Annotated in this window: 24 protein-coding genes; 22 read left to right on the top strand and 2 right to left on the bottom strand. The window is 32.3% G+C overall.

Annotated features, from left to right (window positions below):
* The first annotated feature begins 44 nt into the window (after positions 1 to 44).
* The 19 genes from MUB24_RS17345 (at position 45) to MUB24_RS17255 (ending at position 15,160) form a co-directional block, all read left to right on the top strand.
* Positions 45 to 1,418, top strand: a complete 1,374-nt coding sequence (locus MUB24_RS17345; protein ID WP_244706365.1) for an FtsK/SpoIIIE domain-containing protein — start codon at positions 45 to 47, stop codon at positions 1,416 to 1,418.
* Between the two features lie 23 nt (positions 1,419 to 1,441).
* A complete protein-coding gene (locus MUB24_RS17340; protein WP_244706308.1) occupies positions 1,442 to 2,488 on the top strand; it encodes a replication initiation factor domain-containing protein in 1,047 nt (348 codons plus the stop codon).
* Between the two features lie 313 nt (positions 2,489 to 2,801).
* Entirely contained in the window at positions 2,802 to 2,984 is a 183-nt protein-coding gene (locus tag MUB24_RS17335; RefSeq protein WP_244706306.1) for a hypothetical protein, read from the top strand.
* An 18-nt stretch (positions 2,985 to 3,002) separates the two neighbouring features.
* Positions 3,003 to 3,293 carry a hypothetical protein gene (locus tag MUB24_RS17330; RefSeq protein ID WP_244706304.1) on the top strand — a complete coding sequence of 97 codons (291 nt, stop codon included), beginning with the start codon at positions 3,003 to 3,005 and terminating at the stop codon, positions 3,291 to 3,293.
* A complete protein-coding gene (locus MUB24_RS17325) occupies positions 3,293 to 3,595 on the top strand; it encodes a hypothetical protein (RefSeq protein WP_244706302.1) in 303 nt (100 codons plus the stop codon). The genes MUB24_RS17330 and MUB24_RS17325 overlap by 1 nt, the downstream gene beginning before the upstream one ends.
* Entirely contained in the window at positions 3,595 to 4,641 is a 1,047-nt protein-coding gene (locus MUB24_RS17320) for a conjugal transfer protein (protein ID WP_244706300.1), read from the top strand. Before MUB24_RS17325 ends, MUB24_RS17320 begins: the two co-directional genes overlap by 1 nt.
* Before the next feature lie 12 nt (positions 4,642 to 4,653).
* Positions 4,654 to 4,902, top strand: coding sequence for a TcpD family membrane protein (locus tag MUB24_RS17315; protein ID WP_050351786.1), 249 nt, complete (start codon positions 4,654 to 4,656; stop codon positions 4,900 to 4,902).
* A 12-nt stretch (positions 4,903 to 4,914) separates the two neighbouring features.
* Positions 4,915 to 5,436 carry a conjugal transfer protein gene (locus tag MUB24_RS17310; protein ID WP_244706298.1) on the top strand — a complete coding sequence of 174 codons (522 nt, stop codon included), beginning with the start codon at positions 4,915 to 4,917 and terminating at the stop codon, positions 5,434 to 5,436.
* Complete coding sequence (locus tag MUB24_RS17305) at positions 5,342 to 7,846, top strand: ATP-binding protein (protein ID WP_244706296.1); 2,505 nt, start codon at positions 5,342 to 5,344, stop codon at positions 7,844 to 7,846. Before MUB24_RS17310 ends, MUB24_RS17305 begins: the two co-directional genes overlap by 95 nt.
* Positions 7,847 to 7,905: 59 nt before the next feature.
* Complete coding sequence (locus MUB24_RS17300) at positions 7,906 to 8,190, top strand: hypothetical protein (RefSeq protein ID WP_050351784.1); 285 nt, start codon at positions 7,906 to 7,908, stop codon at positions 8,188 to 8,190.
* Between the two features lie 67 nt (positions 8,191 to 8,257).
* Positions 8,258 to 8,449 carry a hypothetical protein gene (locus MUB24_RS17295; RefSeq protein ID WP_050351783.1) on the top strand — a complete coding sequence of 64 codons (192 nt, stop codon included), beginning with the start codon at positions 8,258 to 8,260 and terminating at the stop codon, positions 8,447 to 8,449.
* On the top strand, positions 8,439 to 10,538 hold the full coding sequence (locus MUB24_RS17290; protein ID WP_244706294.1) for a CD3337/EF1877 family mobilome membrane protein: 2,100 nt from the start codon (positions 8,439 to 8,441) through the stop codon (positions 10,536 to 10,538). Before MUB24_RS17295 ends, MUB24_RS17290 begins: the two co-directional genes overlap by 11 nt.
* A 54-nt stretch (positions 10,539 to 10,592) precedes the next feature.
* The gene (locus MUB24_RS17285; protein WP_244706292.1) at positions 10,593 to 11,657 is read left to right on the top strand and encodes a lysozyme family protein; all 1,065 of its coding nucleotides are present in this window, start codon (positions 10,593 to 10,595) and stop codon (positions 11,655 to 11,657) included.
* Between the two features lie 33 nt (positions 11,658 to 11,690).
* Complete coding sequence (locus tag MUB24_RS17280) at positions 11,691 to 12,182, top strand: hypothetical protein (RefSeq protein WP_244706290.1); 492 nt, start codon at positions 11,691 to 11,693, stop codon at positions 12,180 to 12,182.
* A gap of 52 nt (positions 12,183 to 12,234) precedes the next feature.
* Positions 12,235 to 12,654 carry a hypothetical protein gene (locus MUB24_RS17275; RefSeq protein ID WP_244706288.1) on the top strand — a complete coding sequence of 140 codons (420 nt, stop codon included), beginning with the start codon at positions 12,235 to 12,237 and terminating at the stop codon, positions 12,652 to 12,654.
* Positions 12,655 to 12,659: 5 nt separating this feature from the next.
* Positions 12,660 to 12,803 carry a hypothetical protein gene (locus MUB24_RS17270; RefSeq protein WP_244706286.1) on the top strand — a complete coding sequence of 48 codons (144 nt, stop codon included), beginning with the start codon at positions 12,660 to 12,662 and terminating at the stop codon, positions 12,801 to 12,803.
* A 309-nt stretch (positions 12,804 to 13,112) separates the two neighbouring features.
* The gene (locus MUB24_RS17265) at positions 13,113 to 13,454 is read left to right on the top strand and encodes a hypothetical protein (protein WP_244706284.1); all 342 of its coding nucleotides are present in this window, start codon (positions 13,113 to 13,115) and stop codon (positions 13,452 to 13,454) included.
* Between the two features lie 226 nt (positions 13,455 to 13,680).
* Positions 13,681 to 13,896, top strand: coding sequence for a DUF3173 domain-containing protein (locus tag MUB24_RS17260; RefSeq protein WP_244706283.1), 216 nt, complete (start codon positions 13,681 to 13,683; stop codon positions 13,894 to 13,896).
* Complete coding sequence (locus MUB24_RS17255; protein WP_244706281.1) at positions 13,883 to 15,160, top strand: tyrosine-type recombinase/integrase; 1,278 nt, start codon at positions 13,883 to 13,885, stop codon at positions 15,158 to 15,160. Before MUB24_RS17260 ends, MUB24_RS17255 begins: the two co-directional genes overlap by 14 nt.
* Positions 15,161 to 15,638: 478 nt before the next feature.
* On the opposite strand, the gene MUB24_RS17250 is transcribed toward MUB24_RS17255, so the two are convergent.
* Together MUB24_RS17250 and MUB24_RS17245 are read right to left on the bottom strand one after the other, a co-directional pair.
* The gene (locus MUB24_RS17250; protein ID WP_244706279.1) at positions 15,639 to 16,763 is read right to left on the bottom strand and encodes an MFS transporter; all 1,125 of its coding nucleotides are present in this window, start codon (positions 16,761 to 16,763) and stop codon (positions 15,639 to 15,641) included.
* Positions 16,764 to 16,864: 101 nt separating this feature from the next.
* Positions 16,865 to 17,416, bottom strand: a complete 552-nt coding sequence (locus MUB24_RS17245) for a TetR/AcrR family transcriptional regulator (protein WP_244706277.1) — start codon at positions 17,414 to 17,416, stop codon at positions 16,865 to 16,867.
* Between the two features lie 406 nt (positions 17,417 to 17,822).
* Between MUB24_RS17245 and MUB24_RS17240 the strand changes: the two genes are divergently transcribed.
* The 3 genes from MUB24_RS17240 to MUB24_RS17230 form a co-directional block, all read left to right on the top strand.
* Positions 17,823 to 18,035, top strand: coding sequence for a helix-turn-helix transcriptional regulator (locus MUB24_RS17240; RefSeq protein ID WP_244706275.1), 213 nt, complete (start codon positions 17,823 to 17,825; stop codon positions 18,033 to 18,035).
* Between the two features lie 17 nt (positions 18,036 to 18,052).
* Positions 18,053 to 18,340 (top strand): DUF2178 domain-containing protein, encoded by a 288-nt coding sequence (locus MUB24_RS17235; protein ID WP_244706273.1) that lies wholly within the window; start codon positions 18,053 to 18,055, stop codon positions 18,338 to 18,340.
* Positions 18,341 to 19,102: 762 nt separating this feature from the next.
* A partial coding sequence (locus tag MUB24_RS17230) for a transposase (RefSeq protein ID WP_244705165.1) occupies positions 19,103 to 19,246 on the top strand: 144 nt, incomplete at its 3' end.

The raw sequence follows: 19,246 nt of genomic DNA, 5'->3' as shown, positions 1-19,246 counted from the left end.
GAAAAAGACTATGGAAATATCGTGGGATACGAATAACGCCAAAAATGGAGCATGGAGTATTAATAGCAGGATTAAGCATATTTATTCCTGTTTTTTTATTGAGTATTTTTCTTTGTTATAAAACTGGAATTAGAAATGTTGCTGAATGGTTCACTTGGGATTATTTGAAAAATATTAAGGACTGGAATTGGGCGTACATTGGAAAAGGATTTTTTATATCATTTCTAGTTGGCGCAATGACTGTTTTATTAGCTTATTTTATTTTCTTTGAAAAATATAGGCGTATTTGGCATAGGCAAAAAATAGCAAGAATGTTTATATCCAATCGTTTTATCGAAAAAGAAAGCTATTCAACGGAATCAAAATGGAGCTTAAGTGATAAGACTGTTACGAAATCAAAGTTAACTTATTTTCCAAAAGCCTATTACAAAATAAATAAAGGATATATCGAATTTAGAGTGGCAATGGATATGAGCCGTTTTCAAGACAGGTTTTTAAAGTTAGGGGATGAACTAGAAAATGGTTTATATTGTACTCTAGTTGACAGAGAATTGGAAGAAAACTTCGTTTGTTATAAATTAATGTATGATGTGCAACGAAACCGTATTTCTATTGATGATGTAACTGTTCAGAATGGTTCTATGAAATTGATGGAACATATCAAGTGGAAATTTGATGAATTGCCGCATATGTTGATTGCTGGTGGTACTGGTGGAGGTAAGACGTATTTCATTTTGACCATGATTGAAGCTTTATTGAAGTCGGGTGCTGAATTGCGTATTTTAGACCCTAAAAATGCAGACCTTGCAGACTTAGAATCGGTCATGCCTGAAAAAACTGTTTTTAGTAGGAAAAATGGAATAAAAATGACTTTGAAGAAAGCAAGAGAAGAAATGCATGAACGTTCCGAAAGAATGAAAAACATGCCGAATTATAAAACAGGTGGAAATTATGCAAGTGTGGGCATGAAGCCACTTTTTGTTGTTTTTGACGAATATGTAGCATTTATGGAAATGTTAGATCATCGAGAAAAGCAAGAAGTATTGGAGGATATGAAGCAATTAACTATGTTAGGCCGGCAGGCAGGCGTTTTTCTTATTTTAGCGAATCAGCGCCCAGATGCAAAGTATTTGGCAGATGGAATAAGAGACCAGTTTAATTTTCGTGTAGCATTAGGTAGAAATAGTGAAACTGGGTACGGCATGATGTTTGGAGATGTTGATAATACGTTTGTAAATAAGCGTATAAAAGGGCGTGGTTATGCGGATTATGGTGCTTCTATCATTACGGAATTCTATACACCATTAGTTCCAAGAGGATATGATTTTTTACGTGAAATAGGAAAAGCAACGCCGAAAATGGAGGTTGCGCCAGCGACGACAGTCGCTAGCGACAGCGAAAAGCAACCGGAGTTGTAGGCGTGGAGGAAGGAGCGTAGCGGATGACGACAGCAAACCCCCCCTACTCTAACAGGGGGGTACAAAATACAAAAGAGGAAGAAAAACCTTTAATATCAATGATTGACTATTTAAGGGTATCGTTTAAAACTCATAATGTCGATATGATATTAGAAGAAGTGCTTCATCTAAAGAAAGATTATATGGAGCATAAAGAAAGTGGTTTTTATGGATATACAGGCACATATCAGTTGGATAATATTAAAGTATTTTATTCACATGATTTAGATGTGCGTGGAACACTTATTGAATTAAGTGGTCAAGGTTGCCGTCAATTTGAAACCTTTTTAAAAGCTAGGAAAGTTACTTGGTTTGACTTTTTTAGAGATTGTAAGAAAAATGGTGGGAAATTTCCTCGATTAGATATTTCGATTGACGATAAAAAAACATATTTTGAAATACCTATGCTTTTTGACAAGATAAGAAATAGCGAAGCGATTTCCCGATTTAAAAAAACTGATTATAATGGCTCGTTATCAATGGAAGATGGTGAACATGGCGGTACGACACTTTATTTTGGTTCAAAAAAACATTCTGAAGTCTATTTCTGTTTTTATCAGAAAAACTATGAGCAATCGGAAAAGTATGGAATCCCTTTAGAAGAACTTGGAGACTGGAATAGATATGAATTAAGATTTAAAGATGATAGGGCGAATGCTGTTGTATCAGAACTTATAAAAAGTGAAAGCATGTTACCGGTTGCTAAGGGAATTATTAAGAATTATTTACGGTTTGTGGATAAGGATAATGATTTAAATAGAGGGCGGTGGAAAACTTCTCATTTTTGGGAAGTTTTTTTAGGTGATGTAGAAAGGTTAAAAATTTTTACAAAACCTCAAGAAGATTTTTATCAAAAGTCCCGAAATTGGTATATGAATCAAGCAGCTAGAACAAGAAAAATGATAAAGCTGGTGGAAGATACAAAAGGAATTTCTGATTTAGAAGATTTTGAGGAAGAATTAGAACTAAACGAAAAGCAAGAGCATATGATGTTGGTTTATCTTGCACAGCCTGAAGAAATGATTGTTTAATGTTTTTCCACTTTTGAGGTAGTGATATTGGGACGCCGTGTGGGGGCGGAACCCCACGACCCTAACGTTATTTGTTATGGAAAGGGGCAGATATTAACGAACGATAGGGCAAACGGTTTTGTCGGTACAATAGTAAGAGACAAGTCAATTTTATTTAAATCCCTTTTGAGTATAGTTGACTTGGTGACCATCAAGCACCGACAAAAAATCGGAAAGCAAGGGGGAAAGGGTGGAGATTTTTTAGGCGGTTTTCCTAAAAAATACTACCCGAACCTTGCTTGGAGATTAGTTACTATGTTAGGTGGTGAAAAATGTGGACCACGCAATTCAGAATTTGAAATCCTATATGAGTGCAACGCTGGATTTGCATAGAGACCTTGACCAGCCAGAAGATATTTATAGAGATGAAATAAAGGCATATGTACGTGCTATCAATGTTCTGGAACTTTATTATTATGATGAAAAAAGAACAAAACTAGAAATCGTTTTGAGTTAATTGAAAGAAGGTGAAAAAATGATTCCACTTGTTTTGAATCAAGCTGTATTGATAGAAGCCTTGGAAAGGGAAAAATTGATTAATCATAAATACGTCATTTTAGAAAAATTGAGGGAAGAATTGCAGGAAATTGATAACTCTCTCTATATTGAAATGAACGTGTATTTTTATCATAAGAATGAACGAGAAGAAGATAAAACATATCATTTTATATTTGCTAATATTCCTCATAAGCAAAATAAGGTAACAGGAAATCCTGAAAATGCAATTATAACAGTAGAATTTATTGCATTGGAGGTTTATGAGTAATGAAGTCCTTGGCAAATTCTTTTAAAGACTTGGGTTTTGTTTCAGATGTTTCTAAACGTAGAGAAGATGAAAGACATTATTTTTATCTTGTTTTTGTGAAAGATTTATCCAGAAATACGTCTTTGATTGTGGAAGGATATAGAAAGAAAGGATATTCAACGTATCGTTTTGATTTTTATAAATCTACTTATATTGATGGTGGCAAAAAAGTACGTGAAAAAGTGTATTTGGAAAATGCTTCACCATTGCAGGTATTGCAGAGGGTGACATCTTTTGTGGATTATATTGAGAGGAGTTCATAATGAGTATAAAAGATAAATTAAAAAAGAATAAAGTTGTTGATAAAATTGAACAAATAGAACGACCAAAAAAAGAGAAAAACCCTGTGCGCAAAGATACATCAAAGCGAACAGCTTTTTTTATTTGGTCATTAATTTTAGGAATGTTATTTTTAGCGACAATTTCAGTGTTATTGTCTTTAAACACTCGTTCCACTTTGAATGAAACAAATAGATTGGTACAGGCGAATGAGGATAAGGAAGTGATAGAAGAAATTCCTGTTGAATCTGCGCATGAATTTTTGTCCAATTTTATTAGAGAGTATATTAATGTTTCAAATGAAAGCGAAGCTTTACAAAAAAGAGCCAATAATTTGAAAGAATATATGGTTTTTAATGACACGTTTAATAATGAAAAAAATCCTTTATACAATTTAGAACAAGTAAATGGTACAAGGCAGTTAGAATCCCTTAACCTTTTTCATGTGGAAGATGAAGGGGAAAGAAATCTTTTTCAATATAAGGTTACATTTAAAAATGAATTGCAAAGGGAAGTAGAAAAGGAGGTTGTCAAGGGAGAGGGTAAAAAGAAAAAGAAGGAAATTGAAATCGAAATTGAAACAGAGGAAGAAAAAAATACTTTGTTGTTAAACATTCCTATTGTTTATGAAAATGGTTTGTTTAGCGTTCAATCCGTTCCATATTTTACAGAAGTTCCTTCCTTAGCCGGAAATATAGAATATGAAACGAAAGAGGTTGACTTAGAAGAATATAACGGAAATGAAAAAGAAAATATCAATGAATTTCTAAATACTTTTTTTGAAAAGTATGCTACAGAACCAGTTGACGAAATGGCGTATCTGATGGATGACCCACAAACGTTAAATGGTTCTTTTTTATTTAAAGAAATAAGAAATTTAAAAATCTATGTAGATGGCAAACATTACAAGGCATTGATGGAGGTGGTTTTTAGAGACGAATTGACAAATATACAGCAAGTTAATCCAGTAGAAATGACAATTTCTAAAAATGGAAGAAATTATTATGTGAAAAATTTTATTTATAATTAGGAGGAATGAAAAATGGACTTTTTTAATCACTTGGTTTTGGCTGCTGATTTGCCTACTTTAGGAGGAATAGAGAATTGGGCGTTGGAAATTGTTCAGCAAGCGATAGTCATTATTATTATTTTCCTAGTCACAAAACATTTAGCCAAATTTAAATTTGGTGCGATTATTGTGTGCTGTATCGTTGGAGGAATTGTTTATTTTGTAGTTCGAAATTGGGACACAGTTGCCGGTTGGATTGAAGCCTTCATGAATAAGCTGTAAGAGAGTGATAATATGGCAGAGAAAAAAGAAAGTAGAGTGGTATTTAATTATAGAAGGGCTCTAAGGGAACCAAAGAAAATTAGGCAGATAACAGATAATTATTATCTGCCTTTTACAATTGAATTGATTCCTGCATTAAATTTTGTGGTCTTTCTAATTATCACATTTTTAGTAGGTTGGATAATAAGGAAATTTTATCCGTATGCATTTTCGAATACGTGGTTTATATTTTTAGTTTGTGTTCCGTTATTATTTACGTGGCTTGTAACGAAAATAAAGCCTGAAGGCAAAAATATTTATATGTTCATTTATGATTATGTCAAATATTTATTCGGGATAAAAATTCCTAAAAAGAAGTTTTGTAATGGGAAAGAAGTAGAGTGGATGAATGAGAAAAAAATAACATTTAAAGAATGTGTATGGGTGGTGGATAAAGAGAATGACCAAACTGAAACCAGCATTGAAAACAATAAAGAACAATATGCTATTAACGAGAACGGGAGACGTGTTCGCATATTATCGTATAAAAAGTGAATCGATTCCTATTCAAAATCAAAAAGTGGTAGCCAATTATAAAAGAAATTGGAAAATGTTTTTTGAGGATATCACAGCTTATGAAGATTTTCATTTGAGAATGTATCCTCAAGAGTTCCGTTTGAAAGAACGTTTTGAGGATTTAAGTTTGGGTTTGTCGAAGGATAGTGAAAATGTTGGACGTTATTACCTAGGGGAAACAGAAAATATTTTAAGGTCACGTTTAGGAAATATGACAAAAAATGATTTTATTGTTGGAATTAAGTTAAAAAATGCATTTGTAAATGTAGATGGTCGATTAAAAGACAATGTTTATTCTATTTTTTCGAATGTAACGGATATGTTTGTAAACTATTTAGGTTGGGAACAAAATGTTCCCACTTCTTTTTTTAATCAATTTGAGGAATTGGAAGATACAATTTATAAAATGGTTGCTGGTGTCAATGGGTCAAGATTAAAAGAAAATGAATTGATTTATGTTAATCGTTATGATTATATTGCTGGTTTGAAACATGATGTAAGTGAGGAGGAGGAACATGGAAATATTAAGGCGATAACAAATTCTATTATTGACCCTACGGAATCATCTACTTTGAAAATAAGTAGTGAGCAAGATGAAGGTTATTTAACTTTTGTCGTGATTGATGAATTTCCGGATAATATGGCAGAGAGCGATATTTTTTATGAAGCCCAATCTTTACCTTTTGAGGTATGTGTAGATTTTAAAATTCATTCAGAAGGTAAAGGAAAATCAAAAATGAAGGTGAATTTAAAGGGGAGAGAGTTAAAAGAATCAGCGAATGAACAAGCAAAAACAGGTGATTTCGTAGATGATTCTGTTGTAGATAGTCATTATTTAATGAGAAATTTACAGCAAGAATTAAAAAATCATGATGTATCTGTAATGAATTGGCTTGCCACGATTGCTGTAACTGGCAGGACGAAAAAAGAAAGTTTGTTACGTGCTAAACAGGTGGTGCGTTATTTCAAACAATTAAATATTATTTGCCGTATTCCAACGGCTGACCAATTAAGTTTATTCTATAGAACATTGCCTGGGGAAAAGTTAGAAGCAACGAATAGAAATTGGTTGCAATCGACTACTCAAGACGGTTTGGGAGAAAGTTTGTTTGGCGTAAATTCTGAAATTGGAAATAAGATTGGCTTTTTTATAGGCTGGGTTGATAGGTTTCATAAACATAAGGATTTAGAAAGTGCCAAATTATCAAGTCGTGACCCTGTATTCTTTCATCCAATGCTTGCAAACCAAAATATTCGAGGTAGTAAATATAGAAGTCCACATGTTCTGATTACAGGTGATACAGGCAGTGGGAAATCATATCTTGCAAAGTTGTTATTTATTTATGTAACACTCTTAAATATAAAATCCTTATACATTGACCCTAAAAAAGAAATAAGGAAATGGATAAATAAAGTTATAAATGATAGCATCATTAGACGTGATTTTCCTTTATTTGTTGAGCACTTGGAAAAGTTTAAATTTATAACTTTGGATTTTGAAGATAAAGATAACTGGGGAGCATTAGACCCAGTAGCTTTTTTACCATCTTCTCAAGCCAAAGAATTGATTCAAGATATTTTTTCGGAAGTTTATGATTTTAAAGGGAAAGATGAAATTCATACAGCTTTCTTAAAGGCTATATCAGAAGTACTCGAAAGAAAACAAAAAGGTGAACAAGTAGGCTCAATGCATATAATTGAGATTATGCAAAATAGCAATGAACGGTCTGTAAAAAAAGCAGGCGATTTTTTATATGAAGTAGTTGCTGATTCTATATTAAAGCTATGTGTACATGATGGTTCTAATTCTGCATTATCATTAACCGATAGAATTAGCATTATTGAAATTGAAAATATTGATTTACCAGAAGCAACTGCAAGTGTTGAAACTTATACAAATAGTCAGCGTAAATCAAATTCGATTATGCTGGCTTTGGGGAAATACTGTGAATTGTTTGGCCGGAATAAAGATGAGCAAACCGTAGAATTTATTGATGAGGCGTGGGTTATTATTTCGTCTCAACAGGGAAAAAAGGTCGAAAAACAGATGAAGCGTGTTGGGCGTAGCTATAATAATGCTTTATATTTTATCTCACAATCTACCAAAGACGCTTTACGAGAAAAGGAGAATGAAACAGGGAACTTTGGTGTAGCTTTTGCTTTTGATGAAGAAAACGAACGTCCCGATATTTTAAAATGGATGAACATGGAATCCAGTGAGGAAAATATAGAAATGTTAGATAACATGTTACAAGGTCAATGTTTGATGAAAGATATGTTCGGTAGAACCTCAAAAGTTACGATTGAATGTCTTTTTGAAGAATGGGAGGGAGCATTGGAAACAATCAATAAATCGGCGGTTGCCTATGCAGAGGAAAAATATTTATAGATGGAATGGCTATCCATAATTGGTAGCCATTTTTTAATATAAAAAAAGGAGATGATTTAATGAATGAGAATGTTTTAGGTATGATGTATATTTCTGAATTAGAAAATTATGTGGAGTTGGAAGAAAAACTATTGGAATTAGATATGTCTGAAAAGTTAGAGGAAATAATTAGAGAGGCTATTGATTATTCGAACGATAATTTGAGGGAAGATGGAAATGTAAATTTTACAATTACAAAACGTCATTCGCAAAAAGATATAAGTTACAATTTTGTTTTTGAATTATTTTTGGTGGAAGAACAGCGTGACAGATACCTTTATTATGAAACTTGTATTGAGCTCTAAGTAGTAATTTTTTCAAGGGTGGCTATCGAAAGGTAGTCACTTTTTTATTTGAAAGGCTGGTGAGGAAATGCAAAATGAAATTTTTTTAAAGTCGTTTGTAAAAGGGTTACAAATTAATTTTGAGAGATTGAAAGGCTTGGAGGAAGGAAGGAAACAAGGAAAAACAGATGCGGAATTTTTAGCTTATTGTCGTGGTGGCGTAAGTGCCTGTGAAAGGATACTAGATTTTATAAAGGATTTGAATGCCAATGAAGAATAAAAAATGGTTGTTAATTCTGCTTACTGCATTATTTTTATGTTTCGTGACATCATCAGTTGTTCTTGCGGAAGATGATGAAGAGGTTGATACAAGTGGGAATCTCTCTGATTTGATTGATGATGATTTTCCAGTTGGAGATTTTATTCTCAAACTTTTCGGGAAAATATTTGACAAAGAATATAAACCTTTTAAGTATATGGATAAGGCAAAGGAAAAGGAAGAGGGTGGTGTTCAATTAGAAATAAAAAAATATCCACTCGAACGCTATATGGTGAATAATGAAGATACAAGTGGAATATTTGGTTTTAATTTGTATTCAATCAATAACTTTTTTATGGGTATTATTCAAAATGTGGTTAAAGTTACAGATAGTTCTTTACAATTATTTACGTTAAATAAATTGGATGATTTTGCGGATGATATTGAAAGTGTTTCGGGTAGTATATATGAAGTTTTAAAGGAGCATTTTGCAGAAATATTGTTTGCATTTTTATGTGGCTATCTTGTTTTTATATTTTTTACCAAAGGAAATGCCAGAGAATCTTTTAGAAAATTTATGTTGTTTGTGGTTGTTTTAATTGTTGCCGGTTATTGGGTATCGAATGCCAGTTATTTATTAAAAAGTATGAATGCACTTTCGGGAGAGATACAATCTACTTTAGTAAGTGCAGGTGATGGTATTTTAGGGATTTTTGATGATAAGAGAGAGGGTGTTTATGCAGGGATTAATGATATTGATGAAAATGAGAAGATAGAAGGTACAATTGCGGTCGTTCGTAATATTTATTTTGATTTAGCATTAAAACGACCATACCTTTTAATTAACTATGGTAAAACAGATGAAAAAGAAATTAATGCTGATGATAAGATTAAAGATTTAGGTTTTGGATTTCAAGCTTTTCCACGTTCGGAAAGAATGCTGGCTTTTAAATTAAACTCAGAAGGTTCAGCGTATAGAATCGGTCATGCCCATCTTGAAGTAAATAAAAACGGAAATACGAATGTAGCTTCGGGTTCAGCTTTTAAACAATCGGGTATAGTATTTTTGACTTTCTTCATTGTAATTGGTTTGTCTATTCCCTTTTTATTATTAGGTTTAATCAATTTTGCATTACAATTGTTAGCGATATTCATAGCTTTAGCTTTACCTTTTGCGTTTGTTTTAAGTTTTATTCCTCATTTTGCAATGACAGGTTTTAAGGCATTAGGTAATATAGTGACCATTTTTTTAACGAAAGGTTTGTTAGGTTTACTTTTATTTGTTGTTTATCTGTTAACATATTCCATGTATCTATTTGTAAAACCGGTCGATACAGGAATGTATTTGTTACATGTGGTGCTTTTGATTGTGATATTTTTCTTAATCATAATTAAGAGAAATAAAATTATTAGTTTTGTTACGGCAGGACGTGTTCAAACAGTTGATGGAAACATTATGCCAAATATGAACCAGTATTATAGTAATCAATTTTCTAATGCGAAAAAGAGATTACAAGAAAGACGTTCTCAAAAGAGGGAATCTCCAATGAATTATGGAGATGAAAAAAGTGATTCTAAACAGAGTGCAAAAACGAATCGAACGAGTATGAGGGAGGAAAGAAAAGGTACTGAAAATGGCAAGGGTGTGGATACTAAACGTTCTCCACAGAGAAAGAAAAAGGATGATGGGGATAAAGCAGTACCTGTACCATTGGAAACAGATGACCCATCAAAAGAACGAACTTCACAGTCAGAAAATACAAATGAAAAAGATATTGGTGGTGTGAATGAAGAAAATCGTGGTCATGCTGAATCTTATCATGACAAAGAACATTCTGTAGAACGAACTTCACAGCCGGAAAATACAAATGAAAAAGATATTAGTGGTGTGAATGAAGAAAATCGTGGTTATGCTGAACCTCATCATGATAGAGAACATTCTGTAGAACGAACTACACAGCCAGAAAACACGAATGAAAGAGATGTAGACAGTGTGAAGAAAGAAAATCGTAGTCATACAGAGGTTCATCATGATACAGGTTTGAATGCGCAACGAAGTAGAAAAGTATCATCTGTAGAAGAAAGGAAAAAAGAAAGAGATGAGAATTGAGGATTGCTATAATAGGCAATTCTCTTTTTGTTTTTTGTGGAGGTGTTTTTTGAATTGAATACAGATAAAATACCTGGGGTAAAAGTGGCTAAAATGAAAATAAAAATCTTTTTAATTGTTTTATTGCTCTTCTTCTTTTTTATCGTTGGTATAGTGGTTCTTTTTGTTGTTAATTCAATAAATATGAGTGATGATGGAATGCCTCATCTGAGAGAAGAAGAAAATGAAGAATATACGGATATTTATACTGGTAATGGTATTGCGCCGGAAGTATTGAGGTATAAAGCTTATTTTGAGAAATACGCCAAAAAATATTTCATATCACAACATGTAGATGTATTGATGGCTATGACTATGCAAGAAAGTGGAGGTAGGGTTTTAGATGTAATGCAATCATCCGAAAGTCTCGGTCTCCCTCTCAATTCAATTACAGACCCAGAAGTATCTATTGATGTTGGAACAAGATATTTTTCACAAGTCATGAAGGAAGCAGATGGAGAAGTGAGGCTTTCTTTGCAAGCTTATAATTTTGGTTCGGGATTTATACCCTATGCGAACGAAAGAGGGGGTTATTCTAAGAAGGTTGCCATTAATTTTAGTAATATGATGGCAAAAAAAAATGGGTGGTCTCGCTATGGTGATGTAAACTATGTAGACAATGTTATGCGTTATCTTGAAGAAGATAATTCCCCTATAAATGTTCGTGGTGATTGGGCATTACCGTTAAAAGAAATTATAATTACAAGTGGTTTTGGACCGAGAACGCATCCGATTACAGGAGAGTTAGAGAGTTTTCATGGTGGGGTGGATTTTGGCTGTACGCCTAGTGATAACATTATGGCGGTTAAGGACGGAAAGGTTGTAGAAGCCATTCATGGAAATACTGGCTATGGAAATTATGTTACTTTGCAACATGCAAATAATGAATTTAGTCGGTATGGTCATATGTCCTCATTAAAAGTTTCTCTTGGTGATAAGGTTAGTCAAGGTCAAGCTGTTGGTAAGTGTGGAACGACAGGGGATAGTACAGGAAATCATTTGCATTTGGAACATTTAACTAAATTAGGTCAAGCACATCAAGATAAAATTGACCCTCGAAAAACATTAGGGTTAGATTAATTGAATGCTATTCGGATTTAGAGAGGTGATAGAATGAAAAAGTATTTACCATTAATTATTGTTGGTGTTTTAACCATTGTTTTTTTATTCGTGAAGAATGAAAATTATAGAAATGAGTTAAAGCAAGCAAAGAATGAAATAAGTCAATTAGAGAGTTTGGAAGAAGTCATTCATTTAGAAGCTGGTGAGATAGCAGAAAAATTTATTATGGGCTACTTTAATTATCAAGGCAAACCAGTAAGGGAAGATGTAGAAATGTACGTATCAGAGAAAAAATTAAAAGAATTAAACTTTGATGGGAATGAAGAATATGACGATAAATTAGCTGAAGTGAAATCTACTGTGAATAATCTAGATGTTTATTTAGGAAAATCAAAAGAGGGTAGGCAAAAAGTTTTAGGTGTGTTTATAAATGAAATTGAAATGGATGGTGCGGTAAGTTCGGTGGATTCATTCATTGAACTAGATATGGAAAATAAAGATGATGTTTGGCGTATTGTTGACTTTAATTTTTTTCAGTATTGATTATATGTTATCATAGGTTAAATGAAAATTATTCTAATTGGAGGTGATTTTCTTGCATAAACACGTGTTAAAAATAATGGTACTGATGATTTTTTCTATCAGTCTAGTAGCATGTGGAAATTCAGAAGCTAAAACAAATAATAATTTAACCTATGAAGATATAGTAAATTTAGCTATTGAGAAAGTGGAGTCAGAAATCGCTGAACGAAATAATATAGAATATGATAGTTCTAGTATAGATTACGGAAATGATTTGAGAAGTAGTTCAGATATTACAATGTGGGAAAATGGAAAATATATAAAAGTTGTTGTTTATGATAAAGAAGAAGATGATGAAAAAGAAATAACTCATTATAGATTAAAAGATGATGAATTAGTGAATATAAATGGTCATCCAGACATTGACTTTGATTCTATAGAGGAACAAGAGCCCGATTATATAGAAGAAAAAGGTGAAATTATTAAGGAGTGATAATATTGTCGAATTTTGAAGAAAATGTATTGAAATTATTAGATGAAATGAACCAACGGCAAAAAGATTTTCAAAAAGAAGTAAATAATCGTTTTGATAAGATTGAATCTGATTTGCAGGGATTAAAAGATACTACAAATGATTTATAATGAGGTAGGTTCTTCAAAAGAAAATATAACTAGGTTAGATGGAGATGTGGAAGAAGTTCAGAAAGAACAGGCATATCAGTTAACTAAATGGATAGATTTGGATAGGCGCATTAGTAAGCTGGAACGGAAAACGATGTCCTGAATTAAAGGGTATTCCGATTAAAGTGTGGAATTATGGTCGATTGGCGTATATTAAACTAACTTAAAAAGGTTAATTCACAGGCCTGTTTCCTTCAACAAACGGGCCATATTGTTGCACAAGGCTGGAACTTTTTTTAGAGAGGTGGGAGTTTTATCAAACTTATCAGGGTGGTCATTTTATTAATACCTATGCCGTTTTTATTTCACTACATTGAAACTTCCTTATTTACTAATGGAGCGTTTTTTGCGTTTGGAGGGACTTTATTATTTATTGTTTTGGCAGGGCTATTATCTGTAAGAATTAAGCTTTATCTTATATTGCTAATAAATATTTTAACTATTTTATTATCAGTATGGTTAGGTACAAAGTTTATAACTCCTCCAAATGATTCTTGGTTTAATCCCTTTGGTATGAATGGCGCTATTATATTTACTGGAATTATCATCTTAATTGGATTATTAATAGTTCGATTTGTTTCAAGTGCCATATTATTAAAAGCAGAGAAATAAAAAACTATAAATTGAAGTCAGGAGTTTTAGGAGTAAATTTCAAAAAAAATATAGCCATTACGCAATCGGGCGCGATTGTAGAAGTGCATAATAAATAAAAATTCAGAATGTATAATTCTACACTATTTTCCGATTACCCGAATTAAATACTGGATTTTATGAAAGAACAGATAAATTATCTGTTCTTTTTTTTTATTGAAAAAAATAAGGAGGAATTGTTTTGCTAATGAATAAAACCATTTCAAAAAAAGAATTGCAAGAAATGGGTTTCTTGCCATATCAAGCAGTAGATATTATTAGACAAGCAAAATATTACATGGTGGAACAAGGATATCCCTATTATAATAACAAAAGATTAGGACGGGTGCCTTGTCATGCTGTTGAAAATATCATAGGTGTGGACGTATCTCTTGAGGAAGGTGATACGAATGGCAAAGACTAAATATAAAGGAGTTTATACGGATAATAAAGGAAATTTCTTTTATAATATTGAACTTGGTGTAGATAAGATTACGGGAGAAAGGATTCAGAAGAAATCTAGGAAAAACGCTAATGGTGAAAAGTTTAAATCTGCAAGAGAAGCTAATAAGGAAGCGACTAGAATAAGAAATGAATACCTTAGCCAAAATGGCTATGCCAATTATCGCCTTACTTTTGGTGATTTTATGGATTTATTTTTTTTACCATACTATCAATCAAGCGTAGAAGAGGATACTTGGGCATCAAGAAAACATGCTTTTGAATTAATTAAAGAAAGGTTTTCTGATAAAAGGCTTAGAGAGATTGATGTCAGAGATTGTGAATCTTTTAGAACTTGGCTCTTGAATGAAACTGGATATTCTCAAAACTACTCTGCGTTGCTCTATGGAGGATTTCGACAAGCACTTGAGTATGCTGTGAATTTGGAATTTTTAGAGAAAAATATTTCAAAGAAAACAAAAGCAATTCCAAAAGCGAAAAGTGTTGTTGGGTTTTGGACGAAAGAGGAATTTGAAAAGGTCATCTCGATGATTTATACTCATAACTTTTATGAGCACATGTGCTTTGTTGCAATTTGGTTATATTATATGACAGGAGTAAGAGTCAGTGAAGGATTGGCACTCTATTGGAATGATGTTGATTTCGATAAAAAGAAGTTAAGGGTTCATCACACTTTGCAAATGAAATCAAAAAAAGATTTTAAACGAAAGCCATATACTAAAACGGAAGATGGTATTCGCACAATATCGTTAGATGACGATACGTTAGCAATCTTGCAAAACTGGAAACAAGTACAATCAGAGCATGGAATAGATAATTTCATATTAAGCTATACAGGACTACCTGTTCATAGGTCTACAATCCATAGAATTGTACAACGATATGCCAAAATAGCAAAAGTTACTGTAATACAAGCAAAAGGATTGAGGCATTCTCATGTTAGTTATTTAATTAATGAGTTTAATGCTGATGTATTAGTTGTATCACGAAGATTAGGACATAGTTCACCGGAAATAACTTTGAAACATTATGCGCACTTATGGAGTAGAAATGATGAACCACTTGCTGAAAAAATGGCAGGGAATATTAAGTTCAATTTTTCTAAGGAAACTTATATGGATTTCAATGGAAATCAAGACATTAAGATGGAATTGGTTCCCTACCAAAACCCTGCCATAAGGGAAAGTAAACTGTCTGAAAGTAGTGATAGCAAGGGTTCTAGGTAGCCCATCTACAGTTGAGTGGGAATAAGAGGCTAACTTGATTTGAAGAGAGAACGCTGATTTAACAGCATTTGTCCGAAGCTAAAATGGACAAAATAAGTTAAAAATAAGATAGTTCCCTACCAAAAACCCTACCAAGAAAAAATTTTGGTAGGGAATTTTGTTTTTACACTGAATTTTAGCAGGGAAATTTTTTGGTATCTTACGGAGTAAAAAACAATATGTTTTTTTGTAATATAAACTAGCATATTTGAAAAGAATATCATCAATGCATATCTATAAAAAATCTAATCTTAGAAAAAAGTCTTTAAACTAATGCTGAAAACCCAAATTTAAATTTTACAATAAAAAAGAAGAATCTATTTTGAAAACAGAGTCCTTTCCAATAAATTTCAAATTTAATTTATAATAAAAATTGATGATTATTGTAGTAAATTCTTCAACTATATCTCCTTACAACGGAAGTTTTGAGAACATATATCTAGCTTGTCTTGGGCTTGAATATTAAAGTAGTATAACCAATTATAGAAGCCCCAATAAAAAGTGTATGATATCCAGATATAACAGCTATTACTCCTGATAAGATGGAACCTATGGCTTGTCCGAGTGCAAGTATTAAAAATGGTACACCTAACCCAAACGACGGGTTAGTCTTAAATACTGAAATTCCCCATACTATTAAGACTCCTGTCATGAAAATATAAGAGCTTCCAAAAAGAACTGGTGACAGGAAACCTGTTATATTGTTAACTGTATAAATTCCTAGGATAAGGGAGGAGGTTGAAAGTGCCAATATAGAAATTCTGTACGCACTCATTAAACCAAACTTATCTATAAACGCACCAGCAGTTCCTCCTAGTAAACCTGCTAGTCCAATAATTACCCAAAGCCACTCTCCCAGGTATGAGGAAATATGTTCTAATTTTAATATAAAATCTCTTGAGAATGTCCAGTAAGCAGAGCAGGATATTCCTATAAGTAAAGAGGCAATAATTAATTGAATGGAATGCCTCCATTCTTTATTAAAGAAACCAACTTTGGTTATCTTTTCTGAAGTTTGCTGCTTTGGAAGAAATTTAAAATTAACAATAAGTACAAAAATAGCAATGACAATAAATATCAAATACGTTTCTCTCCAGCTATTGACCATAAGGATAGCAATTGCTCCAGTAAAAGCTGTTCCAATACTTGTACCGGAATTTATCCATGAATTAACTTGGTTTTGTAAGCTTGTTTCTAAGTTCGTGCTAACAATATTAGCATATGGCGGGGAAGAAAGCCCTGTACTTATTCCTGCCAGAAATATACCTAAACCTAACACGATTGCATTAGGAGAAATGGAGATTGTACCTAAACCAATAATGGATGCCAATCCAGCTATCATAAGAATAGTTCTAGGAGGGAGCTTATTAGAACATACCATTGAAAATAGGATTGCTATACAGTAAGCAATGTATGACAAAGACGAGATTATACCACTAGTGGATTGATTCATATTAATTGTTTCATTAATATATGGAAGCATTAGACCATAACTGAATCGTGACAAACCATATGTCACGGCAATCATTGGCAAGCCTGCTACTATTAATTTTTTTGCGTTCATAATTGTCACCTCTTTATATATAACGTTCATTATAATAATAAAATAAAAAATATAGAGAACAATGTAATATTTTTCACGACACTATCCTCTCCTTCTATTCATTATTCCGTAACCTGAATACTTTTTGCTAAATCAATTGCGTTATCTTTTACCTTATCTAATTCAAGTATCTGAACCATTGAGGTTAACCCCTCGAGTATAATAGATATTTGCACACTTAAGGATTCAGGGCATTGAAGAAGATTCAGATCCATTTCAATTTTGTCTATGAGTTTTTTTTTATGTTTTTTACTTAGTGAAGCAATTTCTTCATTTACACCATCATATTCTTGCTTCGCTCTTAAGAATAAACAGCCATTGAAACCATCCGTTTCTATCCAATCGAGATGCGCTTTAATTAACGACTCTATATACTGATTAATTCCATTATCTCTGTTAATTTTAACTTCCAGCAATTGGAAATATTGCTTTTCTCTTTGAACTAATATTTCCTTAATGACATCTTCCTTCGATTTGAAATGATAGTACATTGTCATTGTTGCTACTCCGGCTTGCTCCAATATATTTTTTACACCAATTGCATGAAAACCATGTTGATAAAATAATTTTTCAGCTGTATTAATTATATCTTCTTTTTTCTGTGATTTTTTCATATCATAACCTCCATATATAACGTTCATTATAAATATTAGCATGTTGCCTATCTTATAGCAAGAATAAATCAATTAATACTGTGTTGTGATTGTTATGTAGCTGGCAGATCTTGTGGCTGCATTATTGGGGTGGAATAAGAGGCTAACTTGATTTGAAGAGAGAACGCTGATTTAACAGCATTTGACCTAAGCTAAAATGGACGAAATAAGTTAAAAATAATATAGTTCCCTGCCAAAAACCCTGCCAAGAAAAATTTTGGCAGGGAATAATTTTTAGAGATTATTCTTTTCAATAAATATTTATGTATTGACAAATTGTTAAAAATACTTTACTATAAGTTAAAAATATACGACATTTCGTCAAAAAAATATGGCGATAAAATTGAAAGGATGGTGAATAAATGAAATGAACCAGAACGGAGAACTATTTAATAACATTCCTGTTCTTAGGGCTGAAAAGAAGTGGTCACAACAGAAGTTGGCTAGCCATGTTGGAGTCAGTAGGCAAACTATTGCATCGATAGAGTCAAATCGTTATAACCCGTCTTTAATATTGGCATATGAAATTGCCTTTGCCTTTGGAAAAGAGATTCATGAAGTTTTTCAATATAAATTGTAAATTAGGAGGTATTTGTAATGCTAAACATAATTGGTTCTATTGTTTCGTTTTTGGGAGTTGTAACTTTTATTTTTGTAATTTGGTTTATGAAACGAGAAGGAGAAGATGAAAGAGGGGATAAAATAATAGGTCAAGCAGGGATGGTTGGATTTGTATCTTTTCTGATTGGATATAATATAATTTTCATCACAAATATTATTTATGGTTTAAATGGGGAGCAATATACCTTTGCATTAGCTTGCCTTCTTGCACTTGTTCTTATCGCTTATGGTGGTACAATTTTCTTTTTGAAAAAGAAATACTAATTTGTAAATAAAAAGTAAGAGTGTAACTCGATAATTCGACCTCTAAATTGAGGTCTTTTATTATACATTTTATAACATATTATTGTTATTATTGTTGTCATTTAACGCATTAGCCTTATTTGGGGCTGGAATGAGTGAAGGTGGAGAATATTCCTATATGTGGCTCGCAACGAGGCTTTCGTTTACCATTTGGATTATCTTATATATTGTCAATTTGTACGCCCAAACAAGACTTGGCGAATTTTTTGGTTCCGCATAATGCTAATATTTTTATTTTTTCGGGAAACAAGTCTTGGTACAAAGGTTAGTCTAATGATTGTTGGTTAGAAACAAGAAATATTATGTTTAGAGTCTAAACAACTTGTAGATACCTTAAAAGTACAAACAAAGGAAGAGTCACTAACCTTGTAGCTCTAAATTCTTTTTAAAAAACAAATAAAAAAGGATAGCACGTACTAGTTATGTCTATCCTTTTTATCCGTTTTTAAAAGAGTTGAGGGATTTCTGATACATTTTTAAAAAATATCCAAAATTGATTATGCATTAAGTTGTTGTTGTAATTTTGATATTTGTAGTTGATTTCTAAAATGAATAAGTCTTTTTTGTGCAAATTTCAGTGTTACGTTGAATGTCTTTGTTATAAAAGGTATACCTTCGGGTATGTTGGCGATTTCATATTTAATTAATATAAATGTTGGTACACAGAAATTATAATGGACCCAAGAAACTAGACACGAAATGAGGAGATGTTAAAGTAGGTTTATGAAACAAAGAAAACGATATACATCAGAATTCAAATCTCAAATTGTGCTAGAAATCTTGAAGGAGGAAAAAACACTAAGCGAAATTGCTTCTGATCACGGAATTCATGTTAATCAATTGAGGCAATGGAAGAAAGCTGTTATT

Origin of the sequence: Lederbergia sp. NSJ-179 (assembly GCF_022867885.1) — a bacterium.
Taxonomy (GTDB): Bacteria; Bacillota; Bacilli; order Bacillales; family Bacillaceae_C; genus Lederbergia.
The sequence above is the reverse complement of the archived record's forward strand: the minus strand, read 5'-3'. Positions and strand labels throughout refer to the sequence as shown.